The sequence below is a fragment of the Bradyrhizobium sp. UNPA324 genome, from assembly GCF_006658635.1.
Lineage (GTDB): Bacteria > Pseudomonadota > Alphaproteobacteria > Rhizobiales > Xanthobacteraceae > Bradyrhizobium > Bradyrhizobium nanningense.
In genome coordinates this window covers 4,543,216-4,568,565 of record NZ_LFJD01000004.1, presented here as the reverse complement: position 1 = coordinate 4,568,565, position 25,350 = coordinate 4,543,216, and the positions used below count along the sequence as shown (strand labels likewise).

The following is a 25,350-nucleotide window of genomic DNA, read 5'->3' as shown; positions in this document are numbered from 1 at the left end:
GCCCATTTTTGGCTTATCGGAGGCCAAGCCTTTGCCATCAGGCGTTCCAGCCCTATCTTGAGCCCATGACGGTCCATTTCCCCTTCCAGAACTCCTATTCGGCGCTGCCCGACAGCTTCTTTGCCCGCGTGGCGCCGACCCCGGTCGCGGCGCCCCGGCTGATCAAGCTGAACCGGCCGCTGGCAGTCCAGCTCGGGCTCGACCCTGATGTGCTGGAGAGCCCGGAAGGCGCGGCGATCCTGGCGGGCAAGACGGTTCCCGACGGGGCCGACCCCATCGCCATGGCCTATGCCGGCCACCAGTTCGGGCAATTCGTGCCCCAGCTCGGCGACGGCCGCGCCATCCTGCTCGGCGAGGTCATCGACAGAGACGGCGTCCGCCGCGACATCCAGCTCAAGGGATCTGGCCCCACTCCGTTCTCCCGCCGCGGCGACGGCCGCGCCGCGCTCGGGCCGGTCTTACGCGAATACATCGTCAGCGAAGCGATGTTTGCGCTCGGCATCCCGACGACGCGCTCGCTCGCCGCCGTCGTCACCGGTGAGCACGTGATCCGCGAGACCGCGCTGCCCGGCGCGGTGCTGACGCGCATCGCCGCGAGCCACATCCGCGTCGGCACCTTCCAGTTCTTCGCCGTCCGCCGCGACACCGAGGCGATCCGCGCCCTCGCCGATCACGTCATCGCCCGCCACTATCCGGAGCTGCGCGAGGCGGAGCGGCCCTATCACGCGCTGCTCGCCGCCGTCGTCGCACGGCAGGCCGATCTGGTCGCACGCTGGCTGCTGGTCGGCTTCATCCACGGCGTGATGAACACCGACAACAGCTCGATCTCCGGCGAGACCATCGATTACGGCCCCTGCGCCTTCATGGACGCCTACAATCCCGCGCAGGTGTTCTCCTCGATCGACGAGATGGGCCGCTACGCTTATGCCAACCAGCCGCGCATCGCATTGTGGAATCTGACGCGCCTCGCCGAGTGCCTGCTGCCGCTGTTTTCCGATGAGCAAGAGAAGGCGGTCGCGGAGGCCCAGGACATTCTTGGCGCCTTCTCGGACCAGTTCAGCGCCGCCTACCAGGCGGGTCTGCGCAGGAAAGTCGGCCTGTTCACGGAACGCGACGGCGACGAGGCGCTGATCCAGGACCTGCTCGACGCCATGGCGAAGAACCAGGCCGACTTCACCCTCACCTTCCGCAAGCTCAGTGACGCCGCGGGCGACGACGGCGCAGACGTGCGCGCGCAATTCATGGAGCCCGCAGCCTTCGACGAATGGGCCGGCCGCTGGCGCGCACGCATCGCGCTGGAGCCGCAGACCGCAGCCGAGCGGCAGTCCGCCATGCATGCCGTCAATCCCATGTTCATCCCGCGCAACCACCGCGTCGAGGCCGTGATCCAGGCCGCGGTGCACGACGACGACTACGCGCCGTTCGAGGAGCTGGTGCAGGTGCTGGCGAAGCCGTTCGAGGACCAGCCGGAGTTTGCCGCCTACGCCGATCCGCCGCTACCGGATCAGCGGGTGCTGCGGACGTTCTGCGGGACCTGAGACCCAAACTCGGTGCGTAGGGTGGATTAGCCGGAGGCGTAATCCACCGCTTCTCTCGACAAAGGGGGTAAGTAAAGAGGTGGATTACGCTTCACTAATCCACCCTACAGGCTGTTGCTGCCGCAATCATCATCCCCGCTCTCCGAACTCGCCGACGACCTTCGTGTCTCCGCCCCAATCCTCCGGAAACAGTCCCGCACGGACGTCGCGGTGAAACGATGAGTACGGCCAGTCGCTCACCTTCGAAACGTGCCCGTGCTTCACGGGGTTGTAGTAGCAATACTCGACATGGCGTGCGTAGTCGGTCTCGTCACGGATGAGATGCTCCCAGAACCGACGTTGCCAGATGCCGCACTCATTGCGGGCAGCACGAACAGCGCTCAGCGGCTCATTCGCAGGGAGTGCCTTGGCAAAACGTATCTTGATCAAGCGCCATCGCACCGAGAAATTGGCGTCGCCTGGCGGCAATTGCCAAATCGCGTGGAGATGATCCGGCAGAACCACAAACGCATCGATCTCGAACGGATGGCTTCGGCGCGTTGCGGCCACCGCGTCACGCAGGATTTCGATCTGGTCGGTCAAAAGAGCCTTCCTCCGATCGAGCAGATTCACGGTGAAGAACCAGCATCCTCCGGGAACGAATGCGCGGCGATAGTCGGACATGAGGTATCAGTAACACAACTTGAAGTTGGCTCACAGCGGTGGATTACGCTTGGCTAATCCCCCCTACGACGTCCGCGTTGTGGAGACAGGAACCGCTGTCATCAAACTGAAACACACGCGCTCTAACCGCCTGTCAGGGTCGTCTTGTCGGAGGCGCCCGCCCTCCAACAGTCCTGACAAGCGCCATGCCCTTTAAGTTCATCCACATCACCGACACGCACCTCGCCAATCCGGGACTGAAGCTCTATGGCCTCGATCCGCGCGCCCGGCTGGACGCCGCGATTGCCGATATCAACCAGCATCAGTCCGATGCCGCCTTCGCGGTGGTGACCGGCGATCTCACCCATTGGGGCGAGGCTGAATCCTACGCCAATTTCGCCGACGCGATGGCCGCGCTGAAGATCCCCTACATCGCCATGGTCGGCAATCACGACAAGCGCGTCACTTGCCTCGACGCGCTCAAAGCCGCCCCGCGCGATGCCAACGGCTTCGTGCAGGGCACCCGCACCACCGAACACGGCCTGTTCGTCTTTCTCGACACGCTGGACGAGACCAGCCATGCCGGCGAAATGTGCGCCAAGCGTTTCGACTGGCTTGCGAGCACGCTTGCGGCCGCGCCCGCCGACCGCGAGTTCGTCGTGTTCATGCATCATCCGCCCTTCCCGGTCGGCGTCCACGCGATGGACGAGATCGGGCTGAAGCAGAGCGCCGAATTCGCCGAGGTGATCGCCCCCTATCGCACGCGCATCCGCCACCTCTTCTTCGGCCATGTGCACCGGCCGATCTTCGGCAGCTTTGGCAAGATCCCGTTCTCGACGCTGCGCGGCACCAACCACCAGGTCTGGTTCGAGCTCGATGCGAACACGCCGCACCTCGCAAGCCACGAGCCGCCGGCCTATGGCGTGGTGCTGATCGACGACGAAAATCTCGTCGTGCACAGCCACGACTTCCTCGACGACAGTCTGCGCTTCCCGTTCGAGCCGCCCGCGGGAATGGACGGGCGCGACTATGCGCTCAAGTTCGCGGCGGTGAGATGAGCCTCGCTGAACCCGCGGCTCTCCCGGTCGCGACCTCGGCGGCGCCGCGCCTCGATGTCTTGAAGCGCCTCACCACCCGCTTCAAAGCCTCGCTGCCGGCCTACCTCCTGCTGCTGCCCTCGCTGGTCTTCCTCGCGCTGTTCACCTACGGCGCGATGGGACGCGTGTTCGTCGACGCGCTCTATCAGCGCGCCACGCCGAAGGCGCCGCTCCATTTCGTCGGCCTCGACAATATCAGCGCGGTGCTGGCGGACTCCGCCTTCACCGGGGCGGTCGTCAACAATCTGATCTACGCGGTCGGCACCGCGATCCCGAGCATCGGACTGGCGCTATTGTTCGCACTGGCGCTGTCGCGCACCAACGCCGTGAGCAGCGCGCTGCGCGCCGCGCTGTTCCTGCCGGTGCTGATCCCGATGGTCGCGGCCTCCGCGCTGTTCATGTTCATCTTCCTGCCCAATGTCGGCCTGCTCGACTATTATATCGGCCGCCTGCTTCCGGTGCTGCCGAACTGGCTCGGCGATCCTGATATCGCGCTTTACGCGATCATGATCATCACGATCTGGAAGAACGCCGGCTATTACATGCTGTTCTTCCTGGCCGGTCTCCAGGCCGTGCCCGAAGACGTGATGGAGGCCGCACATCTCGACGGCGCCGGGCCTTACATGCGCCTGCGCCACATCATCCTGCCGGAGCTCAAGCCCACCTTCCTGTTCGTCACCGTCATCGCGATCCTCAACGCGGTGACGCAGGTCGACCACGTCTTCGTCATGACCCAAGGCGGACCGTCGAATTCGACCAATCTCGTGCTGTTCTACATCTACCAGCAGGCGGTCGAGCATTACGACGTCGGCAAGGCCTCGGCGGCGACACTGCTGACGCTCGCCGCGCTGATGGGGCTGACCGCACTCTCCTTCCGCACCATGGCGACCCGCGAGGGCGGGCCATGAAGCTGATCGACCGGCTCTACAAGGACGCCCCGCTCGCCACCCGGGGCGAGATCACACCAAAGCTCGGCTTCCTGCTGACCGTGCTGCTGGCGATCGTCTGGCTGATTCCGTTCCTGTGGATGGGCGTGGCGACGCTGCGCCCGGCCTCCGACGGCATCAACACCATGGCCGAGTTGATGCCGAGCGTGAAGCCGACGCTCGACAACATCAGGGACGCCTGGGAGATCGGCGATTTCCCGCGCTACACGCTCAACACCACGATCATCTGCGCCGGCATCTTGCTGGTGCAGTTCGTCACCATCACGCTGGCGGGCTTTGCCTTCGCGCGCCTCGCCTTCGCCGGCAAGACGCTGATCTTCTACCTGTTCCTGATGCAGCTGATGCTGGTGCCGGTACTGCTGATCGTGCCGAACCTGTCGCTGGTGGCACAGCTCGGGCTCTACGACACGCTCACCGGCGTGATGATGCCGTTCTTCGCCTCCGCCTTCGGCACCTTCCTGATGCGCCAGGCGTTCGAGGCCATCCCGACCGAGCTGGAGGACGCCGCGCTGATCGACGGCGCCAGCCTGCTCCAGCGCATCCGCCACATCTACGTGCCGCTGTCGATGCCGAGCTTCTCGGCCTTCGCCATCATCTCCGTGACCAGCCACTGGAACGACTTCCTGTGGCCGCTGATGGTGATCAATTCGCCGGACAAGCGGCCGCTCACAGTGGGCCTGTCCGTCTTCACCAAGACCGCCGAAGGCACACAGGCCTGGGGCACCATCGCGGCCGGCACGCTGATGGTGATCGCCCCGCTGCTCGTCACCTTCCTGATCTTCCAGAAGCGCTTCATCAGCTCTTTCGTCACCTCAGGCATCAAATAGGAGATTTTTCGATGCTGTTCTCCCGCAGGCTCATGCTCGGCCTTGCTATGGCAGGCACAATGGCAGGCGCCCTCGCCTTCCCGGCCCTTGCCGGCGAAGGCCCGACCGAGATCGATTTGTTCTTTCCTGTTCCCGTCGACGGCAAGCTCGCCCGCGACATGGGCACCTTGATCAAGGAGTTCAACGACGGCCACCCCGATATCAAGGCGACCGCGGTCTACACCGGCTCCTATGACGACACGCTGATCAAGACGCGCGCCGCCATCAAGGCCGGCAAGCCGCCGTCCGCCGTGATCATGTCGGCGAACTTCCTGCTCGACATGCAGATCGAGAACGAGCTCACCAATCTCGATGCCCTGATCAAGGCCGATGGCACCACCAAGGAGCAGTTCCTCGGCCAGTTCTTCCCGGCCCTGCAAGGCAACGCGGTGATCAACCGCTCGGTCTATGGCGTGCCGTTCCACAACTCGACGCCGCTGCTCTACATCAATGCCGACAAGGCCAAGGAAGCCGGCCTTGATCCGAACAAGCCGCCGCAGACCTGGGCCGATCTCACCGACTGGGCCAAGAAGCTGACCAAGCGCGAGGGCGACAAGGTGACCCAATGGGGCCTCGAGATTCCCTGCGCCTACGACTATTGCGGCTGGATGATGGAAACGCTCACCATGAGCAATGGCGGGCGCTATTACAACGAGGAGTTCGGCGGCGAGGTCTATTACGACACGCCCTCGATGCTCGGCGCGCTGACCTGGTGGAACGACCTCGTCACCAAGCACAAGGTCCACCCGCCCGGCGCAACGCCTGGACCGGCCGTCAGCACCGCCTTCATCTCCGGCAACGCCGCGATGATGATGCTGTCGACGGGCTCGCTCACTTACGTGCGCGACAACGCCAAGTTCGCCTACAAGGTCGCCTTCATCCCGCGCAACGTCCGCAACGCCGTGCCGATCGGCGGCGCCTCGCTGATCGTTCCGGCAGGGCTTGAAGCCGACAAGCAGAAGGCCGCCTGGACGCTGATCAAGTGGATGACCTCGCCCGAGAAGAGCGGCTGGTGGAGCCGCGCCACCGGCTATTTCGCGCCCAACATGGCCGCCTACAAGACGCCTGACATGATCGATTTCCTGAACAAGAATCCGGACGCCAAGACCGCCGTCGAGCAACTCGACATCGCAAAGCCCTGGTTCGCGACCTACAAGACCGTGCCCGTTCGCAAGAATCTCGAAGACGAGGTGATGCTGGTCCTCAACGGCAAGAAGCAGCCGAAGGAAGCCCTCGCCGCCGCCCAGAAGGCCGCCGACGAGACGCTGAAGCCGTACAATGCGGAGACGTCACTGAAGCTGCCCTGAAGCCGCAACCTCGTCATGCCCGGGCTTGTCCCGGGCATCCACGAGCTTGCTCGCGCGTGAAAAGAACGTGGATGGCCGGGGCAAGCCCGGCCATGACGCCTGAGCGAAATCGCCCCCATTAACTCCCCGTGCACCATCCGGCCGCCCCCGCCGCCGGTAACCATTGCAATTAACAGACCCTCAACGCACCCCCGACAAATCTATCGATGTTTCTGGAGATTTCGCCGTGGATCTGTTGGTTTTCGAGTTCCTGGGGCTGGCGCTGGTCGCCATGTGCGTGGTCGTGGTGGCGCTGCCCTGCGCCCGCAAATCCTCGCACCGGGTCCGCTACGAATAGGAATTTCGTCGGAAAAAGCGATTCCAGCCCAAATGCAAGGCTCGAATTCGCATCGAGCCCCTTGACATCACAGCACTTTCGGCAGAACGGCTGATGTCAAGTGTCATGGGCCGTTCATGGATTTGATTACCACCACCGCTGACCTCGCGGCTGCCTGCAGCCGGCTGGCCAAGTACCCCGTCATTACCGTCGATACCGAGTTCCTGCGCGAGACCACCTACTACCCGCTGCTGTGCGTGGTGCAGATGGCCAGCGCCGAGGAAGCCGTCGTCATCGACACCTTGGCCGCCGGCATCGACCTCAAGCCGTTCTTCGAGCTGATGGCCAATGAACGCGTGCTGAAGGTCTTCCATGCCGCCCGTCAGGACATCGAGATCATCTGGCACCAGGCCAATATCATCCCGCACCCGGTGTTCGACACCCAGGTCGCCGCGATGGTGCTCGGTTACGGCGACAGCATCGCCTACGACGCGCTGGTCGAGAAGGTCACCGGCCACCGCCCGGACAAGACCCATCGCTTCACCGACTGGTCGCGCCGGCCGCTGACCAAGGAGCAGATGCATTACGCGGTGTCCGACGTCACCCACCTGCGCGACGTGTTCGCGGCGCTCGACGCCGACCTCAAGAAGCGCCGCCGCAGCGAATGGGTCTCAATCGAGATGGAGGTCCTCACCTCCCCCAGAACCTACGACTTCCATCCCGAACGCGCCTGGGAGCGGCTGAAGACGCGCGTGCGCAAGCCGAAGGATCTCGCGGTGCTGATGGAGGTCGCGGCCTGGCGCGAGCAGGAAGCGCAGAGCCGCGACGTGCCGCGCGGCCGCGTGCTACGCGACGAGGCGATCACCGACATCGCGACCCACGCGCCGACGAGCCTGGAAAAGCTCGCCCATCTGCGCTCGGTGCCGAAGGGGTTCGAGAAATCCAGATGGGGCGCGGACATCGTCGCCGCGGTCGAGCGCGGGCTTAAGCGGGATTTTGCCACACTGCCGAAGCTGGAAAAGCCGCGCAACAATTCCAATGGCGCGGCCATCGTCGAGCTGTTGAAGGTGCTGCTGCGCATGACCGCCGAGCGCCACGCCGTCGCCAGCAAGGTGATCGCGACGGTCGACGATCTCGAGGAGATCGCGGCCGACGACGAGGCCGACGTGCCCGCCTTGCGCGGCTGGCGCCGCGAACTGTTCGGCGATGCCGCGCTGAAGCTGAAGCGCGGCGAGCTGGCGCTGGCGATCGAGAAAGGCCGCGTGATCGGGCTGCAGCGGGCGGAGGCGGTTAGCCGCTAACTGCCAACGCGGAATAACTGCCAGACCGTCATCCTGAGGCGCGAGGCGTGCGGTGCAAAGCACCGCATGGCGAGCCTCGAAGGATGAACGGCCGAGATGCAGCCGGGCCGGCGCCCTTCGAGGGCCGCTGAAGAAGCGGCCACCTCAGGGTGACGGTGTTAGATATAGTGCTGCCTCCTACACCGTCATTGCGAGGAGCTCTTGCGACGAAGCGTCCAGAGTCTTTTCGCGGAGGCAGTCTGGATGCTTCGCTACGCTCGCAATGACGGAATTCGACGCGACAGTGTGGCTTACGCCGGCGTCAGCTTGGCTACTTCCACCTTCATGTCGTCCAGCACGCCCGAGATCGCGGCGACCAGATCGTCGATGTGGGACCTGTTGACGATCAGCGGCGGGCAGATGGCGATGGCATCCAGCATGTTGCGCGAGATCACGCCGCGCTCCTGGAGCATGCGGCTGGCGATGCCGCCGACCGCGCCCGGCGTTGCCGCTGCCGTCTTGCGGCCCTTGTCGAGCACCAGCTCGAGCGCTGCGATCATGCCGACGCCGCGGACCTCGCCGACCAGCGGATGACTGGTGAGCTCGCGTAAGCGACCCTGCATATAGGCACCGAGCTCGGCGGCATGCGCGACCAGGCCGCGCTCTTCGATGATCTTGAGGTTTTCCAGCGCGATCGCCGAGCCGACCGGATGCCCACCCGCCGTGAAGCCGTGGCCAAGCACGCCGATCTTGTTGCTCTCGTCCGCGATCGGCTCGAACATGCGCTCGTTCAGCATGATCGCCGACAGCGGGAAATAGCTCGACGTGATCTGCTTGGAGACCACCATCGCATCCGGCTTGATGCCGTAGGTTTCGCAGCCGAACATCTTGCCGGTGCGGCCGAAGCCGCAGATCACCTCGTCAGCGACCAAGAGGATGTCATACTTCTTCAGGACCGCCTGGATCTTGTCCCAATAGGTTGCCGGCGGCACGATGACGCCGCCCGCACCCATCACCGGCTCGCCGAAGAACGCCGCGATCGTATCGGGCCCTTCCTTCTGGATCAGGGCATCGAGCTCCTCGGCCCGGCGCGTCGCAAACGCCTCCTCGCTCTCGCCGGCGGCGCCGTCCTTGTAGAAGTGCGGCGAGCCCGTGTGCAGAATGTTCGGCAGCGGCAGGTCGAACGAGCGGTGATTGTTCGGCAGGCCCGTGAGGCTGGCGGAGGCGATGGTGACGCCGTGATAGGCCCGCATCCGGCTGATCACTTTCTTGCGCTGCGGCTGGCCGAGCGCGTTGGAGCGATAGGCGATCAGCTTCAACACGGTGTCGTTGGCTTCCGAGCCCGAATTGGTGAAGAACACCTTGCTCATCGGAACAGGCGCAAGCGCAACCAGCTTCTCGGCAAGGTCGATCGAGGGCCCGTGCGACTTGGCGGAGAACGTGTGATAGAACGGCAGCGCCTGCATCTGCTTGTGTGCGGCCTCGACCAGCCGCTTCTCGTTGAAGCCGAGCCCGACACTCCACAGGCCGGCCATCGCCTCGAAATAGCGCTTGCCCGACGCATCGAAGACGTAAGGACCATCACCGCGCTCGATCACCAGGGGACCGGCCTGCTGGTGCGTGCGCGCGTTGGTGTAGGGATGGAGCTGATAGGCCACATCCCGGGCCTCTTGCGAATTGGGCAGCATGGGCATTGCTAGAGATCCTTGAAAGCGTCACGTCGCAGGCATAGCCGGCGTCATCACCCGATGATCAAGTACCTTGGCTATTGCGACAGCACAGAACTTGCAACGCCAATTCGTCGGCAGCAAGCGCTCAGCAGCGTTGCACAAAACCGCAGATGACAAAGCCGCGCATCACGGAACGGCACATCGCAGAACCACAGCTGAGGCGCCTCTCACGCCGCGTCGTCGTCATGCCCGTCGTCGGCACCGGCGGCGGCCTCACTCACTTCCACCAGCGCCATCGAAAGCAGATAGACCGTCGTCGGCAGACCAAGCCTGCGCGCCTTCTCGGCGGCATGCGACAGGTCGCTCGCCAGCTCCTTGAGCTCGTCTCCCCGTGACAATCTCTCACCCCATCCGCGGGTCGCGGCCGCCTACACCGCAACGGCGCCACTGGTTCTGATCAGTTCGGCGCTCGTTTGGATTGTAGCAAAATTCCCGATGACATTCACTACCGCATGCTTATAGGCGGCGGCATCACCGGTGCCCGGCTGCCGGCAAGCCACGGCGTCGGCGACGACCTGGTAGCGATGGCTGCGGTGAAACCCGTCGGCGGCAGTGGCGAGGATGGTCTCGTCCAGGGAAAAACCGACCAGAATGCAGCGCACATTGCGGATATTGGACATGTAGTCCACAAACCGCGACGAGCTGTAGGCCGACGGCAGCGGATGCTCGAGCGTCAGCTCCCCCGGCCGCGGCTTCATCTCCGCGATCCAATCGGTCAGCCTGGATGCCGGATTGAACCAGGCGGCCTGCGCGATGCGCTTCAGGTGCATCACCGGCCACAGATTGCCGCGCCACAGCGTCAGCAGTTCCAGGCAGCGTGCCGTGGCAGCATCACCATCGAGGATGACGTGACGGCGTCCGGGGGTCAGATATTCGATCTGGAGATCCGCGCAGATCAGAATCGGCGGATCATCGTGGATGGAAGCCAGCATTGTCTGCGCCAGACTGCACCAATTTCAGCGGTCGGCGAGCGCGAGGTCCCGCAGCGGTGAAGTCACCGCCCGCCCCGCCGAGGCGTCGAGCACACCCGGCCGGTCCCAATCGCCCTCGGGACGGATGATCACATAGGGATCGCTGTCCAGCGTGATCGCGTCCGGGCCCGGCTCGATCTCCAACAGCATCTCCGTGTAGGAAAAATCCGAGAACGTGATCTTGCGATTATGGCCGAGCGGCTTGGCGCCGAAATGCGCCCAGAAATCGACCAGCCTGTCCTGCGCCTGACCGTAGATCTTGCGAAATCCCTTCCGCTTCACGTAGTCGACGCTGGCCTGCACCAGCTTGAACGAGACGCGCGAGCGCCGGTATTGGTGACGCACCGCGAGCCGCTCCACCTTGGCGAAATCGCCGAAGAAGCGCACCCGCAGGCAGCCCGCAGGTTCGTTGCCGACGAAGCCGATGAAGTGCGCCGCGACCATGTCGTTACCGTCGAACTCCTCCTCGAACGGACAATCCTGCTCGGCGAGATAGACCGCGGAGCGAATGGCGGTGACCAGCATGAGATCGTTCGGATCGCGCGCAAGGCGGATGGTGATGGCGCGTGAACAGGGCTTGGCGACGGGAATTCTAGTACCGTGCATCTGCAACACTCCTTGCTTGGATAATCGCGCCCGGCATGCGCATCGGTAGCCGGTGCCAAGGCCGCTCGTAGCACCAAAGGTCGGGCTGGAAGCTCGGGACCGGCGCAAAGCCGGTCGCCTTCATGATGTCGGCTCCGGCCACCGTTGACGGCTGCGCATAGCAATTCGCGCCGCGAAACCTTAGCTGTCGCAGATGTGCCGCCGCCTTGCCGAGACCGGCGATGCCGCGCCCCGTCGCCGCGATCGCCCAGATATAGATGGCGGCGACGTCTTCCCTTGCGGAAGCGAGATAGTGCGTCTCGGGCGCAGTGAGGCAGATCTCGTCGAGCAGCAGCGCATCGTGCCCGCGGTCATTGAGAAACAGGAAGGCCATGCCGCCGACGAGATGGCCCTTACGGCTGAACGTCAGGATGCTCTGGGGATCGAGCGTGGCGTATCGCGTAAGCTCTTCTGCCCCGATCCGCACGCCCGGCACCAACCGGTGCGCCATTTGCGCAAGCGCGGCAATTTCGGACAATTGCGCGCAGCGGACATCGATATCCGGGCTCAGCGGCAAGGCATCGAAATCATGCCTTGCGGCAAACGAGCCCCTTTCCATACCCATATCACGCCTCTATCGTTTGAGGTTTTCGTGCCCCGCTACGCCGACGACTTTAGCGGTTGGAGATCAGGAATATGCAGCAGTTATTGCACCGGGGTGCTGCGATGATGCAGCACCGTGAAGAGTCCCTGGATGCGTCCTGGGACGATTTGAAGCTGTTTTTAGCGTGCGCAAAATATAAAAGTTTTCGCAATGCCGCTGAGGAGCTCGGGCTCACCTCGACCACGCTGATGCGCCGGATCGACCGGCTCGAAGAGAGCATCGGCTGCAAGCTGTTCCTGCGCGACCAGAGCGGGCTCACGCTCAGCGATGAAGGCACCGCGATGATCGCCGACGTTGCGCATATGGAGCGTCATGCCTTCAACGTCTTCCGGCGCGCTTCGCGATCGTCGAACAACACTTCGGGCACCGTACGCGTCGCGGTGACGGAGGGTCCTGGCAATTTCTGGATCCTGCCGCGCCTGATCGACTTCCAGAAAACCTACCGCAGGATCACAGTCGATCTGCGCTGTGCGATGGAGCAGGCCGACGTCGCACGGCTTGAATCGGACATCGCGATCCAGCTCGAGCCGCCGACCAATCCCGACCTGATCGTCGCCAAGCTCGGCCGTCTGCACATCTATCCCTTCGTCTCCAAGGAGTATGAAAACCTCTACGGTGTGCCGGCGACCCTCGCGGAGCTGAAGGACCACCGCATCATCAAGCAGAGCGCACCGCAGGTCGACGACGGCGCCTACGCCCGCGTGCTCGGACTGAAGTCGCTGGAGGGCATCGTCGGGATCAAGACCAATTCCTCGGTCGGCGTGCTCTATGCCGTCGAACGCGGCGCCGGCATCGGCTTCCTGCCGACGGTCTCGATCGCCCTCGGCGCGCCGCTGATCGCCGTCGATCTCGGCGTCAGCCACCACGCCGATCTCTGGCTCACCTATCACAAGGAGTTCCGCGCCTCCGAGCGCCACAAGATCGTGGTCGACTGGCTGAAGAAGATCTTCGATCCCAAGACCTATCCCTGCTTCCGCGACGAGTTCATCCATCCGAACGCGCTGGTGCCGATGATCACGGCCGCGCGCGAGGGTTTTGGGCTGACGGGATATGTCGCGGCAACGCCGGCCTAAACACCTAAGCGGGCTACCGCTCACCATTTGTATTCGAAGCCGACCGTGCCCTGGTGCGAGGTCAGCTGGCTGCGAAACTTGCCGTCGTAATTGAGGTAGAGCCGCGCCACGTTGGTCAGGCTGAGCGAAGCCGAGGCGCCGGCATCCGCGCCGTAGCGGCTCTCGCCGATGCCGGGAACGACGATGCTCTGGGCTCCCAGGCTGACCTGGATCGACCCGAGATCCTGGTGGAAATTGTCGACGAACTTGCCGTAGGCGGACAGGTCGAGGATCTTCTGATCGATGATGAAGTAGCGGCCGATCTCGGCCCCGATCATGACGCGCGCGCGTGAAAGCGCCGTCGAGCCGACGTTGAGCGGATCGAGGCCGCCGGTCTCCTGGAACGCCGCGCTGGTGGCACGCACATATTCCAGCGCCCCCTTGGGCACGATGCGCATCTGGTCCTTGGTCCAGTAATAGCTGATCTCGGTCAGCGCGCCGTCGATCGCGGCGCGGTAGCCCGCGGTCGCAAGACCGAGGCCCGTGTCACGGCTGGAACGGACCTTGCCGAAGCCGTGCACCACGGCAAAGGCCCAGGTCCACGGGCCCTTGTCGACCGAGCCGTTGACGCCGATTTGCGTCAGGTCGAGCGTCGCCGATTGCAGCGCCAGCGGCACATCGACGTCGGTGTGGCTCTGGTCGACGGAGAAGCCGAGATTGACACCCGGCCCCACGCGCGCGCCAAAGCCGGCGACGCCGCCAACCGTCTTGCGCCTGTCGCCGACGAAGTCGCCTTGCGCGTCGGTACGGACCGAGATGCCGTAGCCCTCGAACCAGGTACGATAGCGCGGATCTTCCGTGCTCGCCGATGCGCCACCGCCGCCGGGATTGGTGCGGAACGCCCGGTTGAAACCACCCGATGCCTGGTTGCCGAGCCGCTCCAGGAAGCCGGAGCCGAGATTGAGCGCGCTGTTTCCGACCGACTGATCGTAATTGGTCGATGTCGGCGACGGGATCGGTATCGGGGTCGGTGACGGCGTGGGCGTGGGCGTCGGCGTAGGCGTCGGGCTTTGCGCGAAGACTGGCGATGCGGCCGACATCATCACGACGATCGCAAACGCCATCGCGATCGCCGCTGCAACCCTGCGGACGCGGTCCAGCCCGATCGTCTGCCGTGTCCCGGAGGGCTGCGACGTGCAGCACATGACGACAAATCCCGAAAGCAAATGGCGGCGCGCAAAAATGTAACACGCGCGGCGCACGCATGCCGCGATTTGTGCCGAACTGCCACGGAGCGTCAACCGCCTGGCCCTGTCACCGAGGCTATTGCCCTCGATTGTGGTTCCGCGGCCACAGGTCGGAAATTGCAAATCGGCACAGCCTGCCTGCCCTTGAAATTCGTGCACGGCTTGCTAACGGGCGATTTTCATGTTGCAATATTGGACACAATCGGAATTGGCCGCTCGCTGTGCGTTTCGCGACGTTGAGACTCAAACAGACTTCGGAAGCCCGTTTGTGGCGTGGCACGCGAAACAGCGGCCGCGTCTTTTTTATATCTAGTGGAGGAGACTAGCGATGCCGCAAAAGGGCACCGTCAAATGGTTCAACCCGACCAAGGGCTATGGGTTCATCAAGCCGAACGGCAGCGACAAGGACGTGTTCGTCCATATCTCGGCCGTCGAGCGTGCCGGACTCTCCACCCTGAACGAGAACCAGGTGGTTGAATATGACCTCGTGGAGAACCGCGGCAAAGCATCCGCGGAGAACCTCAAGGTCTCCTGATGTCTCTCGACGTGAAGCGCGAGAGATCATGACGTGGCCCCCCGGCTCTGCCGGGGGATTTTGTTTGTGAAGACCGCCGCGAGGACGGCGCTTCAGCGCACCACCGGCGCAACCAAAAAGTTCTCAGAGGGTCCGCTTCCATCCGTCTTGCAGACATCGCCCTCGATCCGGACCTTGCCGGTCGCAAGCAGCCGCAGCGCTTCGGGATAGATGCGGTGCTCGACCTCGAGGATGCGCTCCGACAGCGTATCCGCCGTGTCGTGATCGCTGACGGGGACCGCGCCCTGCATCACGATCGGGCCGGCATCGGTCTCGGGGATCACGAAGTGCACCGTCGCACCGGACAGTTTCACTCCGGCGCGCAAAGCCTGGCCGTGCGGATCGAGGCCGGGGAAGGACGGCAGCAGCGAGGGATGGATGTTGAGCATCCGCCCGTACCAAGCCCTGGTGAACTCGGGCGTGAACAGGCGCATGAAGCCGCCGAGACAGATCAGCTCGATACCGTGCTGATCGAGCGCCGCCTGCAGCACTTTCTCAAAACCGGCGCGGTCCTTGCCGAACGGCTTGCTCTCGATCACCAGCGTGTTCACGCCGGCCGCTTTGGCCCGTTCAAGCCCGAGCGCATCGGCCTTGTTCGAGATGACGAGCGAGATCTCGGCCGGGAAATCCGCCGAGCTTGCGGCCTTGATCAGCGCGGCCATGTTGGAGCCGCGGCCGGAGATCAGGATGGCGACGCGACGCTTCATCACAATGCCAGGTCGAGATGGCCGTTATAGACGACGCGGTGCTCGCCGTCGGCCGGGATCACCGTGCCGAGCTGCGCCACCGTCTCGCCGGCATCGGTGAAGACCTGCATGACCTGCTCGACCTTGTCGGGCTCGACGATCGCGATCATGCCGATGCCGCAATTGAACGTGCGCAACATTTCCAGCTCGGCGATGCCGGCCTGCGCCGCCAGCCATTTGAACACCGGCAGCACCGGCAGGCGCGCCAGATCGATGCCGACGCCCAGGTTCTGCGGCAGCACGCGCGGAATGTTGTCGGTGAAGCCGCCGCCGGTGATGTGGGCAAGACCCTTCACCGCACCGGTCTCGCGGATCGCACGCAGGCAGGATTTGACGTAGAGCCTGGTCGGCGTCAGCAGCGCGCCGCCGAGCGTCATGACCGGGGCGAACGGCGCCGGCGTCCCGAAGCCAAGGCCTGATTGTTCCACGATCTTGCGGACCAGCGAGAAGCCGTTGGAATGCACGCCCGACGAGGCGAGGCCGATCACGGCATCGCCCGCCGCGATGTCCCTGCGCGGCAGCAGCGTACCGCGCTCCGCGGCACCGACGGCAAAGCCGCCGAGATCGTAATCGCCGTCCTTGTACAGGCCGGGCATCTCGGCGGTCTCACCGCCGATCAAAGCGCAGCCGGATTCGCGGCAGCCTTCCGCGACGCCGGCGACGATCGAGGCGGTGGCCTCGGGGTCGAGCTTGCCGCAGGCGAAATAGTCGAGGAAGAACAGCGGCTCGGCGCCCTGCACCACGAGGTCGTTGACGCTCATGGCGACGAGGTCGATGCCGATCCCGCCGTGCAGCCCGGTCTCGATCGCGATCTTGACCTTGGTGCCGACGCCGTCGGTCGCGGCCACCAGGACCGGGTCCTTGAAACCGGCCGCCTTGAGGTCGAACAGGCCGCCGAAGCCGCCGATCTCGGCGTCGGCGCCCGGCCGGGCGGTGGCGCGCACCATCGGCTTGATCAAATCGACCAGGCGGTTGCCCGCGTCGATATCGACGCCTGAATCGGCGTAAGTGAGGCCGTTTTTGCGGTCGGTCATGCCCGATTTCCAGTGGGTTTGCGGCTGGTTACGTCGAATTCCGGGGACGCGCAATGGCTCGCATGGCGCACCGCCATATACTATGTAGAGATATCAACCGGTTCAGCCTCCCGAGAGGCCGGATTCGAGGTCAGACCGGGTGCCGGGAAGCGCTTTCGTGAGTATTCCGAATATCATTACCCTGGGCCGCATCATGCTGGTCCCGATCATCGTCTGGGCCATCGTGTCGAGCCAAATGGAGGTCGCGTTCGCCGTCTTCCTGATCGCCGGCATCAGTGATGCCGTGGACGGCTTCCTGGCCAAGCGCTTCAACATGACGAGCGAGCTTGGCGCCCTGCTCGATCCGCTCGCGGACAAGGCCCTGCTGGTCTCGATCTACATGGCGCTGGGGATCTGGGGCGCAATTCCGCGCTGGATCGTGATCCTGGTGGTGTCGCGCGACATCATGATCGTCGCCGCCGTGATCGTATCCTGGCTGTTCGACCGGCCGGTCGAGATGAAGCCCTCGAAAGTGTCCAAGCTCAACACGGTTGCGCAAGTGGCGTTCGCAGCGCTGGTGCTGGCGGCGCTTGCCTTCGGCTTCAAGCCGGCCCCTTATGATATCATCCTGATGGGCCTCGTCACGATCTTCACGCTCTCCTCGGTGTCGCTCTATCTCGTCGGGTGGCTGCGGCACATGAGCACGATCGAAGCCAAGTGAGAGCGGACCAGGTGAGAGCGGAAGCGGCCCCGCAAAAGGCCAATCCGCTCGATCAGGTCGAATTCTCTTCAAACGGGCCGGCGCGCCGGCATGGAGCAAAGCAAGCGTGGCAAGCCGCGTCCATCCCCGACAATTGGCCTTTGCGCTTCCGCATGCGGAGAGCCTCAGCCGGGACAACTTCCTTGAAGGCCCCGCCAACGCGGCGGGTCTGGCCCTGATCGACAGCTGGCCGGAATGGCCGAACCGGATCATGTGGCTGGCCGGCCCGGAAGGCAGCGGCAAGAGCCACCTCGCCGCGATCTGGGCTGAAATATCAGGCGCCCGCTCGACCGTTGCCAACGTCTTGACGGCCGCCGGCGTTCCGGGCGCGCTCGCCACCGGGGCGCTGGTGGTCGAGGATATCAGGGCCAAGGACTTCGACGAACGCGCCCTCTTCCACCTGATGAACCTCGCCCGCGAGGACGGCGCCTATGTGCTGTTCACCGGACGCGAGGTGCCGGCCGCGCTGGAGATCGAGCTTCGCGACCTGCGCTCGCGCCTGCGCGCCGTGCCTGTTGTCACGCTGCTGCCCCCCGACGACCAGCTCTTCCGCGGCCTGATCGTCAAATTCTGCGCCGATCGCCAGCTCAATGTGGACGAGAGCGTGGTCGGGTACCTCGCCACCCGCCTGGAGCGGTCCTCGGCTGCCGCCCGCCAGGCCGTGGAACTGCTCGATAGTGAAGCCTTGCGGCTCGGCCGACCCGTCACAAGGGCGCTGGCCGCCGAGCTGCTCCGGGACGTCTGACCCCGCTGGCCCGCCCGGCGGCCGCGCGAAGCCCGCTTGACGCCGCGAAGCGGCGGAACATCAATGTCATCGAAACGTCATCGCTCTAACACATGCTCCCGCGGGTTTTGCGCATAGATCGCAAAGTGAGGCGAGACAGGATGGACCGACTTCTGATGGACTCTGCGCAAGCTATTGAAACCAAAGAAAAAGTCCCGGAAACCGAGGGTCTGCCGGCGATCGCATCCAGCCCCGAACGATTCATCAACCGCGAGCTCTCCTGGCTGCATTTCAACCGCCGCGTCCTGGAGGAATCGGTCAATTCCAGCCACCCCATGCTGGAGCGGGTGCGATTCCTGTCGATTTCGGCGAATAACCTCGACGAATTTTTCATGGTCCGCGTCGCCGGCATCAAGGCCCAGGTGCGCGAGGGCATTGCCGAACGCAGCCCCGACGGGCTGACGCCATCCGAGCAGCTCGCGCTGATCAACCGCACCGTCTCCGAACTTGCCTCCGACCAGCAGGCGATCTGGCGCGACCTGCGCGGCACGCTGGCCGATGTCGGCATCGTGCTGGTCGACGGCAAGGACGTCACCAAGGCGGAACGGACCTGGATCGAGGACTACTTCCTCAACAACGTGTTCCCGCTGCTGACGCCGCTGGCGATCGACCCGGCGCACCCCTTCCCGTTCATCCCGAGCCTCGGCTTCACCATCGCGCTCCAGCTCACGCGCGCCGCCGACGGCAAGCAGATGAATGCGCTGATCCGCATGCCCGGCAAGATCGACCGCTTCATCCGCCTGCCGGCCGACGGCAAGACCGTTCGGCTGATCTCGCTGGAACAGGCAACCGCCCTGTTCATCAACCGCCTGTTCCCCGGCTACAATCTGCACGGCCAGGGCGCCTTCCGGATCATCCGCGACTCCGAGCTCGAGATCGAGGAAGAGGCGGAAGACCTCGTCCGCCTGTTCGAGACGGCGCTGAAGCGCCGGCGCCGCGGCTCGGTGATCCGGCTCGAGATCGACGCCAAGATGCCGGAGCAGTTGCGCAGCTTCGTTCAGCACGCCCTCTCGGCCGCCGACGACGAGGTCTTCCTGGTCGACGGCGTGCAAGCGATGAACGAGCTCTCACAGCTCACCCGCCTCGACCGCCCCGATCTCGAATTCACCCCTTACGTGCCGCGTCACCCCGAGCGCGTGCGCGAACACGGCGGCGACATCTTTGCCGCGATCCGGCAGAAGGACCTTGTCGTCCATCACCCCTACGAATCCTTCGACGTCGTGGTGCAGTTCCTGCAGCAGGCCGCGCGCGACCCCGACGTCGTCGCGATCAAGCAGACGCTCTACCGCACCTCCAATAACTCGCCGATCGTGCGCACGCTCGCCGAAGCCGCCGAGGCCGGCAAATCCGTCACGGCGCTGATCGAGCTGAAGGCGCGCTTCGACGAGGAAGCCAACATCCGCTGGGCGCGCGACCTCGAACGCGCCGGCGTGCAGGTCGTCTACGGCTTCCTCGAACTGAAGACGCACGCGAAACTCTCGATGGTGGTGCGCCGCGAGGGCGGCAGCCTCACCACCTATGTTCATACCGGCACCGGCAATTATCACCCGGTCACCGCGCGCATCTACACCGACCTCTCCTACTTCACCTCCGATCCGACCATTGGCCGCGATGCCGCGCGCGTGTTCAATTTCATCACCGGCTACGCCGCGCCGAGCGATCTGGAAAAGATGGCGGTGTCGCCGCTCACCTTGCGCAAGCGCATCATCGAGCACATCCAGGGCGAGACCGCGCATGCCCGGCACGGCCGGCACGGCGCGGTCTGGATGAAGATGAATGCGCTGGTCGACCCCGACATCATCGACGCGCTCTATGAGGCCTCCCAGGCCGGCGTGCAGGTCGAGCTCGTGGTGCGCGGTATCTGCTGCCTGCGCCCCGGCATTCCCGGCCTGTCCGAGAACATCCGCGTCAAGTCGATCATCGGACGCTTCCTGGAACACGGCCGAATCTACTGCTTCGGCATGGGTCAGGGTCTGCCGAGCGCCAAAGCGGCTGTGTATATCTCGTCCGCCGACATGATGCCGCGCAACCTCGACCGCCGCGTCGAGGTGCTGTGTCCGCTGCAAAATCCGACGGTGCATCAGCAGGTTCTCGAACAGATCATGGTTGCCAACCTGAAAGACAATGAGCAGAGCTGGCAATTGTTGCCGGACGGGTCCTCAACGCGTATGAAGGCCGCGAAAGGCGAGGAGCCTTTCAACGTCCACAACTACTTCATGACAAATCCGAGTCTGTCTGGCCGTGGAAAGTCGCTCAAGGAATCCTCGCCGCGTCGTCTCACGCGCCGGAACGAACGCCATCAATCCTGATCGGAGATGTCCGACGTGAAGCGGCCGCGCAAGCGCGGCTCGAGCGTCGCGGTCATCGACATCGGCTCCAACTCCGTCCGTCTCGTCGTCTACGAGGCGCTGGCGCGGAGCCTCATTCCGATCTTCAACGAAAAGACGCTGTGCGGGCTCGGGCGCGAGGTGCAGAGCACCGGCCTGCTCGCCCCCGACGCCGTCGACAAGGCGCTGACTTCGCTCAAGCGCTTTCGCGCATTGTGCCGCGTGATGCAGGTCGGTCGCGTCTTCGCGATCGCGACCGCGGCCTGCCGCGACGCCTCCAACGGCCCCGATTTCATCGCCAAGGCCGAGCGCATCTGCGCCGTGAAGATCGAGATCCTGTCGGGCCCGCGCGAGGCGCGGCTATCGGCGCTCGGCGTGATCTCCGGCATTCATCATCCCGACGGCATCGTCGGCGATCTCGGCGGCGGCTCGCTCGAATTGATCGACGTGCGCAAGAACAGCGTGCGCAGCGGCGTGACGCTGCCGCTGGGCGGGCTCGCGCTGCAGGATCTCGCCCACAAATCGCTCAAGCGCGCAGATCGCATCGTGCGCGAGGAGCTCGACGAGGTGCCGCAGCTCACCGCGGGCCGTAGCCGCACCTTTTACGCGGTCGGCGGCACCTGGCGCGCCCTCGCGCGCATTCACATCATCCAGAGCGGCTATCCGCTCCAGGTGATGCACGGCTATTCGCTGTCCGCGGCTGAAGCGCTCGACTTCTCCCGCAGGCTGCGGCGCCTGGCGGCCGCAAATATGCTCGCCGACATCGAGAGCGTTGCGGACGCGCGCCGCCCGCTCCTCACCTATGCGGCACTGGTGCTCGAGCACATCATCCGGGTGGCGAAGCCGAAGACCATCGTGTTCTCGACCTTCGGCGTGCGCGAGGGTCTGCTGCACGAGAAGCTGTCGGAGGCGGAACGCAACAAGGACGGCCTGATCTGCGCCGCGGAAGAGCTGAACCAGTTGCTGTCACGCTCGGCGAAGCACGCCCACGAGCTGATCGCCTGGACCGATCGCCTCGCGCGCGTGGTGAAGCTGCGCGAAACCCAGGAGGACCGGCGGCTGCGCCACACCGCGTGCCTCTTGTCCGACATCGGCTGGCGCGTGCATCCGGATCACCGCGGCGAGCAGACGCTGAGCCTCGTCGTCAACGGCAATTTCGGCGCGATCACCCACACTGAGCGCGCTTTCGTCGGCCTGTCGGTGTTCTATCGCTATGCGGGCCTGAGCGAGGAAAACCAGCCGCCGACCAACATGCAGGAACTGCTGACGCCGGCGCAGCTCGAACGCGCGCGCCTCTTGGGCGCTGCGTTCCGCGTCGCGCATTTGATCTCGGCGGCACGTCCGGGCGTCTTGCCTGCCACGCATTTCCGAAGCCAGGGCCGCAAATTGATGCTGGTGTTCGAGCACCGCCTCGTCGACCTCGTCGCCGATCGCGTCGGCAGCCGCTTCCGCCAGCTCGCCCGCCTGATTGGTCGCGCCGGCTCGATCGTGCGGCGTTGACTAACCGAACAGCGCGTCAAGCGAGGGATTGGGGGCTGCCCTCTGGCGCGACGATGGCTTTCAGTCCGCCGAGTTCGGAATCGGCAAGAATAAGCTGCCATCCGTAGGCACTGAGCACGTCCTGCACGATGGCGAGGCCAAGGCCGGCCCCTTCGCCACGCTCATCCAGCCTTACCCCGCGTTCGAGCACGCGTGAGCGTTGCGCGAGCGCGATGCCCGGGCCATCATCCTCGACCGTGATCGCCGGTTTCGCCGCATCCGCACCAACGCGCACCTGGCTCTTGGCGTGACGGGCGGCGTTTTCCAAGAGATTGCCCAGCACTTCCGCCAGATCAGTGCGATCGATCGGCACGCTCGGCTCGCCCGTCATGCAGGTCTTGAATTCAACGCGCTGCGCAGCTGGCGTTCGCGCCAGCGTCAGCATCAGGGACTGGACAAGCGGTCTGAGCGGCGTGGAAATACCGGCGCGCAGTCGAGCCGTCCCCCTCGCCCGCGCACGTGCCAGCTCGCGATCGACGTGACGGCTCATTGTCTCGCCGACGGCTTCGATCGCCTGCGCGACCTCCTCCTCACCGCGCTGACGCAAGAGTGCGACATCGGCCGCGAGTGCGGCGAGCGGCGTCTTCAGCCCGTGCGCCAAGTCAGCGGCGCGGCTGCGCGACCGCTCGATCTCGCATTCCTGGGCGTCGATCAGGCTGTTCACCTCTTCCACCAGAGGCTTGACCTCGGCTGGGACATCGATGGGGAGATGCTTGAATTGCCCGGAACGGACGTCCGCGACGCCGCGGCGAAGCGCATCCAGCGGACGCAGGCCCAGCCCGACCTGGATCGAAGTGGCCGCCGCCAGCACCAGCCCCAGTACGCCGAGCGCCCGCGCCAGATCCCTGGCGAAATGCGAGGTGGCGGACGATACGCGGGCGAGATCGGCCGCCACCGCGACGCGCACCGGCGCGCGGCGGTCGCCCAGGGTGAGCAGCACGCGGCGTTCACTGACCAGGAGCCGTGCATTTGCGGGCCCAGGAATGACGTGGCGGTGTAGTTCGCGAGGCGACGGCTCATCCCGCGGCAGGTCCAACGCCGTGTCCCATAGCGAACGTGAACGCAGCAGCTGACCGCCGTCGTCCGATACCTGCCAGTACAAGCCCGAAAGAGGGTCAGCAAAACGAGGATCGGCCGGCGGCCGGCCGACCACCAGCTTGCCCTGCGCATCGGCGTCGATACCCGCGACGAGTTGCTTCAGATAGACGTCGAGGTCGTCGCCGATGGTGCGCGTGACGTGGCGTTCGAACAGCAACGTCAGCCCCGCGCCGGCGATCGTCAGCGCGATCAGGATGGCTAGGAGTCCGCCAGCGACCAGCCGCAGCCGCAGCGAGCCCCAGCTCATGGCGTCGTCTCCGGTACCAGATAGCCGAAGCCGCGCCGGGTCTCGATCAGGTCGGCGCCCAGCTTCTTGCGCACGCGGCCAACCAGCACTTCGAGCGCGTTCGACTCGTGGTCCTCGCCGTGGCCATAGACGTTTTCCTCGAGCTCTTGCTGCGACACCACGCGGCCGCGATGGTGCAAGAGAAAGGCGATCAGACGGTATTCCAGCGGTGACAACGCGACGGGTACGCCGCGCAGCGTCACCTTCATCTGACGCTCATCGAGCTCGACCTCGCCCGCGACAATCCGTGGGGAGGCATGCCCCGCCGAGCGGCGCACGATCGAGCGCAGCCGCGCCAGCAATTCCTCCATTCGGAACGGCTTCGGCAGGTAGTCGTCCGCGCCCGCGTCGATGCCATCGACGCGCTCGGCCCAGCTGCCGCGCGCCGTCAGGATCAGCACCGGCATAGACCGCCCATTCGCGCGCCAGCGCTTGAGGACCGCCAGGCCGTCCATGCCGGGCAAGCCGAGATCGAGCACGATCGCGCCGTAATCCTCGGTGTCGCCGCGGAACCAGGCTTCCTCGCCGTTGCGGACGGTCTCGACCACATAACCGGCCGCGCGCAGCGCCCTCTCCACATCGGCCGCGATCCGTCGGTCGTCCTCAACAAGCAGCAGGCGCATCACTTCTCCTTGATGCGTTCGATCTCGCCGCTGCGAGCGTCCACGTGCGCTTCGTAGAGCCGGCCCTTGTCGTCGACCAGGCGAAACTCATAGATCCAGCGGCCGCGCTCACGCTCTATCTCGACCCCGGCAACCTCGCCCGGCAGCTTGCCACGAAGCGACGCGAGAATGTCGGCGAGCGACTTGATCTCGCCCGCCTCGACTGCGCGGCGAACCGCGTCGGGCGGGCCTTTATCGTGATCGCCCGCGGCCACAGGCATCGGCGCCAGCAGGACGCCTGCCAGCAGCGGCACCGCGACGAATTTCAGAAGACCTGAGGATCGCATTGACAGAGCATGCTCCAATCAACCTGACAAATTGCTGACGTGGATCAACAGGCGCCGGTCAGGGTTCTTCTGCCAATGTCCGCTCATCGCCTCGCCGCATGACGCGGCCGGGCGCCACAAGCCGGAGAGAACCATGCGCAAGATCACCATCATCGCCGCTACCGCCGCCTTGCTTGCAGCCGCCGCGACGGCCCATGCCGGCAGCTTCGGGCGCCCCTGCACCACAGCGCCACAGACGAACTGGCTGTCGCTCGAACAACTGCAGGCCAAGGTCGAAGCCCAAGGCTACAAGGTCCAGAAGGCCAAGCTCAAGAATGCCTGTGGCGAACTCTACACCATCGACAAGTCCGGCAGCCGGGTCGAATTGTTCGTCGATCCGACCAGCGGTCAGATCGTCGGTCAGCTGTAAGGGGCCGCAACCATGAGCGCCATTCACGACGCGATCGAGGCCGGCGGCGACAAGCCGCCGGCCACGGTCAAGGTCTGGGATCCCTTCGTGCGCGTGTTCCATTGGTCGCTGGCCGGGCTGTTTCTGCTCGCTTATGCGACCGGGGACGAGATCGAAAAAGTCCATATCGTCGCCGGCTACACCATTGCCGGGTTGCTTGCGCTACGGATCGTGTGGGGCTTCGTGGGACCGCGCCATGTGCGCTTCAGCGACTTCGTGCGCGCGCCGCGCGCGGTGCTCGCCTATATGCGCGACGTCGCGCTGCTCAGGGCGCCTCGTTATCTCGGCCACAATCCAGCCGGCGGCGCGATGATCGTGGCGCTGATCGTCATGCTGATCGGCACCTGCATCACCGGTTACATGATGACGACCGGCAGCTTCTGGGGGGCAAAATGGGTCGAGGAGGTGCACGAGGCGTTCGCCAACCTCACGATCGGCCTCGTGGTCGTCCATGTGCTTGGCGTCCTGGTGGCGAGCTTCGAGCACCGCGAGAACCTGGTGAAGGCGATGATCACGGGAAGGAAGCGTCCGTCGTGAGCGAGCTTGGTTCGCCTGACCGGTGCCTCGCCGAGAGCTGCCGATAC

At 64.8% G+C, this 25,350-nt stretch carries 26 protein-coding genes; 14 read left to right on the top strand and 12 right to left on the bottom strand.

The annotated features are described in order from the left end of the window. Positions 1–65: 65 nt before the first annotated feature. Entirely contained in the window at positions 66–1,538 is a 1,473-nt protein-coding gene (locus UNPA324_RS21990) for a protein adenylyltransferase SelO (protein WP_141935897.1), read from the top strand. 129 nt (positions 1,539–1,667) lie between these two features. Here the strand turns inward: UNPA324_RS21990 and UNPA324_RS21985 are convergent, their stop codons facing one another. Further along, complete coding sequence (locus UNPA324_RS21985; protein WP_141935895.1) at positions 1,668–2,201, bottom strand: REP-associated tyrosine transposase; 534 nt, start codon at positions 2,199–2,201, stop codon at positions 1,668–1,670. 185 nt (positions 2,202–2,386) lie between these two features. Here UNPA324_RS21985 and UNPA324_RS21980 point away from each other — a divergent pair, with 185 nt between their 5' ends. From UNPA324_RS21980 to rnd, 5 genes are all read left to right on the top strand, one after another. Continuing rightward, complete coding sequence (locus UNPA324_RS21980; protein WP_128917509.1) at positions 2,387–3,238, top strand: phosphodiesterase; 852 nt, start codon at positions 2,387–2,389, stop codon at positions 3,236–3,238. Beyond that, positions 3,235–4,185 (top strand): carbohydrate ABC transporter permease, encoded by a 951-nt coding sequence (locus UNPA324_RS21975; protein ID WP_128917510.1) that lies wholly within the window; start codon positions 3,235–3,237, stop codon positions 4,183–4,185. The genes UNPA324_RS21980 and UNPA324_RS21975 overlap by 4 nt, the downstream gene beginning before the upstream one ends. Next, positions 4,182–5,051: a carbohydrate ABC transporter permease gene (locus tag UNPA324_RS21970; protein WP_128917511.1), complete on the top strand. Its 870-nt coding sequence runs from the start codon at positions 4,182–4,184 to the stop codon at positions 5,049–5,051. The genes UNPA324_RS21975 and UNPA324_RS21970 overlap by 4 nt, the downstream gene beginning before the upstream one ends. Before the next feature lie 11 nt (positions 5,052–5,062). Then, positions 5,063–6,397, top strand: coding sequence for an ABC transporter substrate-binding protein (locus UNPA324_RS21965; RefSeq protein ID WP_128917512.1), 1,335 nt, complete (start codon positions 5,063–5,065; stop codon positions 6,395–6,397). A 453-nt stretch (positions 6,398–6,850) separates the two neighbouring features. Continuing rightward, positions 6,851–8,014 carry a ribonuclease D gene (rnd, locus tag UNPA324_RS21960; protein ID WP_141935893.1) on the top strand — a complete coding sequence of 388 codons (1,164 nt, stop codon included), beginning with the start codon at positions 6,851–6,853 and terminating at the stop codon, positions 8,012–8,014. A gap of 290 nt (positions 8,015–8,304) precedes the next feature. Here the strand turns inward: rnd and UNPA324_RS21955 are convergent, their stop codons facing one another. From UNPA324_RS21955 to UNPA324_RS21940, 5 genes are all read right to left on the bottom strand, one after another. Then, the gene (locus UNPA324_RS21955; RefSeq protein ID WP_141935891.1) at positions 8,305–9,687 is read right to left on the bottom strand and encodes an aspartate aminotransferase family protein; all 1,383 of its coding nucleotides are present in this window, start codon (positions 9,685–9,687) and stop codon (positions 8,305–8,307) included. 203 nt (positions 9,688–9,890) lie between these two features. After that, positions 9,891–10,061, bottom strand: coding sequence for a hypothetical protein (locus UNPA324_RS35240; protein ID WP_181769470.1), 171 nt, complete (start codon positions 10,059–10,061; stop codon positions 9,891–9,893). Between the two features lie 30 nt (positions 10,062–10,091). Continuing rightward, entirely contained in the window at positions 10,092–10,655 is a 564-nt protein-coding gene (locus UNPA324_RS21950) for an isochorismatase family protein (RefSeq protein WP_141935888.1), read from the bottom strand. A 24-nt stretch (positions 10,656–10,679) separates the two neighbouring features. Then, a complete protein-coding gene (locus UNPA324_RS21945) occupies positions 10,680–11,300 on the bottom strand; it encodes a GNAT family N-acetyltransferase (RefSeq protein ID WP_024338084.1) in 621 nt (206 codons plus the stop codon). Then, on the bottom strand, positions 11,287–11,904 hold the full coding sequence (locus UNPA324_RS21940; RefSeq protein ID WP_181769469.1) for a hypothetical protein: 618 nt from the start codon (positions 11,902–11,904) through the stop codon (positions 11,287–11,289). Before UNPA324_RS21940 ends, UNPA324_RS21945 begins: the two co-directional genes overlap by 14 nt. Positions 11,905–11,975: 71 nt before the next feature. Here UNPA324_RS21940 and UNPA324_RS21935 point away from each other — a divergent pair, with 71 nt between their 5' ends. After that, positions 11,976–13,016, top strand: a complete 1,041-nt coding sequence (locus tag UNPA324_RS21935) for a LysR family transcriptional regulator (protein ID WP_141935887.1) — start codon at positions 11,976–11,978, stop codon at positions 13,014–13,016. Positions 13,017–13,036: 20 nt separating this feature from the next. Here the strand turns inward: UNPA324_RS21935 and UNPA324_RS21930 are convergent, their stop codons facing one another. After that, on the bottom strand, positions 13,037–14,200 hold the full coding sequence (locus UNPA324_RS21930; RefSeq protein ID WP_141935885.1) for an autotransporter outer membrane beta-barrel domain-containing protein: 1,164 nt from the start codon (positions 14,198–14,200) through the stop codon (positions 13,037–13,039). Between the two features lie 370 nt (positions 14,201–14,570). On the opposite strand from UNPA324_RS21930, the gene UNPA324_RS21920 reads away from it, so the two are divergent. Next, positions 14,571–14,777: a cold-shock protein gene (locus UNPA324_RS21920; protein WP_007591938.1), complete on the top strand. Its 207-nt coding sequence runs from the start codon at positions 14,571–14,573 to the stop codon at positions 14,775–14,777. Positions 14,778–14,869: 92 nt separating this feature from the next. On the opposite strand, the gene purN is transcribed toward UNPA324_RS21920, so the two are convergent. Both purN and purM read right to left on the bottom strand, forming a co-directional pair. After that, entirely contained in the window at positions 14,870–15,523 is a 654-nt protein-coding gene (gene purN, locus UNPA324_RS21915) for a phosphoribosylglycinamide formyltransferase (RefSeq protein ID WP_164935990.1), read from the bottom strand. Further along, positions 15,523–16,596 (bottom strand): phosphoribosylformylglycinamidine cyclo-ligase, encoded by a 1,074-nt coding sequence (gene purM / locus UNPA324_RS21910; RefSeq protein ID WP_141935883.1) that lies wholly within the window; start codon positions 16,594–16,596, stop codon positions 15,523–15,525. Before purM ends, purN begins: the two co-directional genes overlap by 1 nt. Before the next feature lie 157 nt (positions 16,597–16,753). On the opposite strand from purM, the gene UNPA324_RS21905 reads away from it, so the two are divergent. From UNPA324_RS21905 to ppx, 4 genes are all read left to right on the top strand, one after another. After that, positions 16,754–17,296: a CDP-alcohol phosphatidyltransferase family protein gene (locus tag UNPA324_RS21905; protein ID WP_128917520.1), complete on the top strand. Its 543-nt coding sequence runs from the start codon at positions 16,754–16,756 to the stop codon at positions 17,294–17,296. A 106-nt stretch (positions 17,297–17,402) separates the two neighbouring features. Next, positions 17,403–18,080 carry a P-loop NTPase family protein gene (locus tag UNPA324_RS21900; protein WP_141935881.1) on the top strand — a complete coding sequence of 226 codons (678 nt, stop codon included), beginning with the start codon at positions 17,403–17,405 and terminating at the stop codon, positions 18,078–18,080. 155 nt (positions 18,081–18,235) lie between these two features. Continuing rightward, a complete protein-coding gene (locus UNPA324_RS21895) occupies positions 18,236–20,428 on the top strand; it encodes an RNA degradosome polyphosphate kinase (RefSeq protein ID WP_164936018.1) in 2,193 nt (730 codons plus the stop codon). Positions 20,429–20,443: 15 nt separating this feature from the next. After that, a complete protein-coding gene (gene ppx, locus UNPA324_RS21890) occupies positions 20,444–21,946 on the top strand; it encodes an exopolyphosphatase (RefSeq protein ID WP_141938959.1) in 1,503 nt (500 codons plus the stop codon). A gap of 16 nt (positions 21,947–21,962) precedes the next feature. On the opposite strand, the gene UNPA324_RS21885 is transcribed toward ppx, so the two are convergent. Genes UNPA324_RS21885 through UNPA324_RS21875 form a run of 3 tightly spaced genes read right to left on the bottom strand, consistent with a single transcriptional unit; the run spans position 21,963 to position 24,279 of the window. After that, positions 21,963–23,330, bottom strand: a complete 1,368-nt coding sequence (locus UNPA324_RS21885) for a sensor histidine kinase (RefSeq protein ID WP_141935879.1) — start codon at positions 23,328–23,330, stop codon at positions 21,963–21,965. Continuing rightward, a complete protein-coding gene (locus UNPA324_RS21880; protein ID WP_128917523.1) occupies positions 23,327–23,992 on the bottom strand; it encodes a response regulator transcription factor in 666 nt (221 codons plus the stop codon). Before UNPA324_RS21880 ends, UNPA324_RS21885 begins: the two co-directional genes overlap by 4 nt. Further along, positions 23,992–24,279, bottom strand: coding sequence for a PepSY domain-containing protein (locus UNPA324_RS21875; RefSeq protein WP_502705468.1), 288 nt, complete (start codon positions 24,277–24,279; stop codon positions 23,992–23,994). The genes UNPA324_RS21880 and UNPA324_RS21875 overlap by 1 nt, the downstream gene beginning before the upstream one ends. A 172-nt stretch (positions 24,280–24,451) precedes the next feature. Between UNPA324_RS21875 and UNPA324_RS21870 the strand changes: the two genes are divergently transcribed. Together UNPA324_RS21870 and UNPA324_RS21865 are read left to right on the top strand one after the other, a co-directional pair. After that, positions 24,452–24,727: a PepSY domain-containing protein gene (locus UNPA324_RS21870; RefSeq protein ID WP_128917525.1), complete on the top strand. Its 276-nt coding sequence runs from the start codon at positions 24,452–24,454 to the stop codon at positions 24,725–24,727. A gap of 12 nt (positions 24,728–24,739) precedes the next feature. Continuing rightward, entirely contained in the window at positions 24,740–25,303 is a 564-nt protein-coding gene (locus UNPA324_RS21865; protein ID WP_141935877.1) for a cytochrome b/b6 domain-containing protein, read from the top strand. The last annotated feature ends 47 nt before the right edge of the window (positions 25,304–25,350 follow it).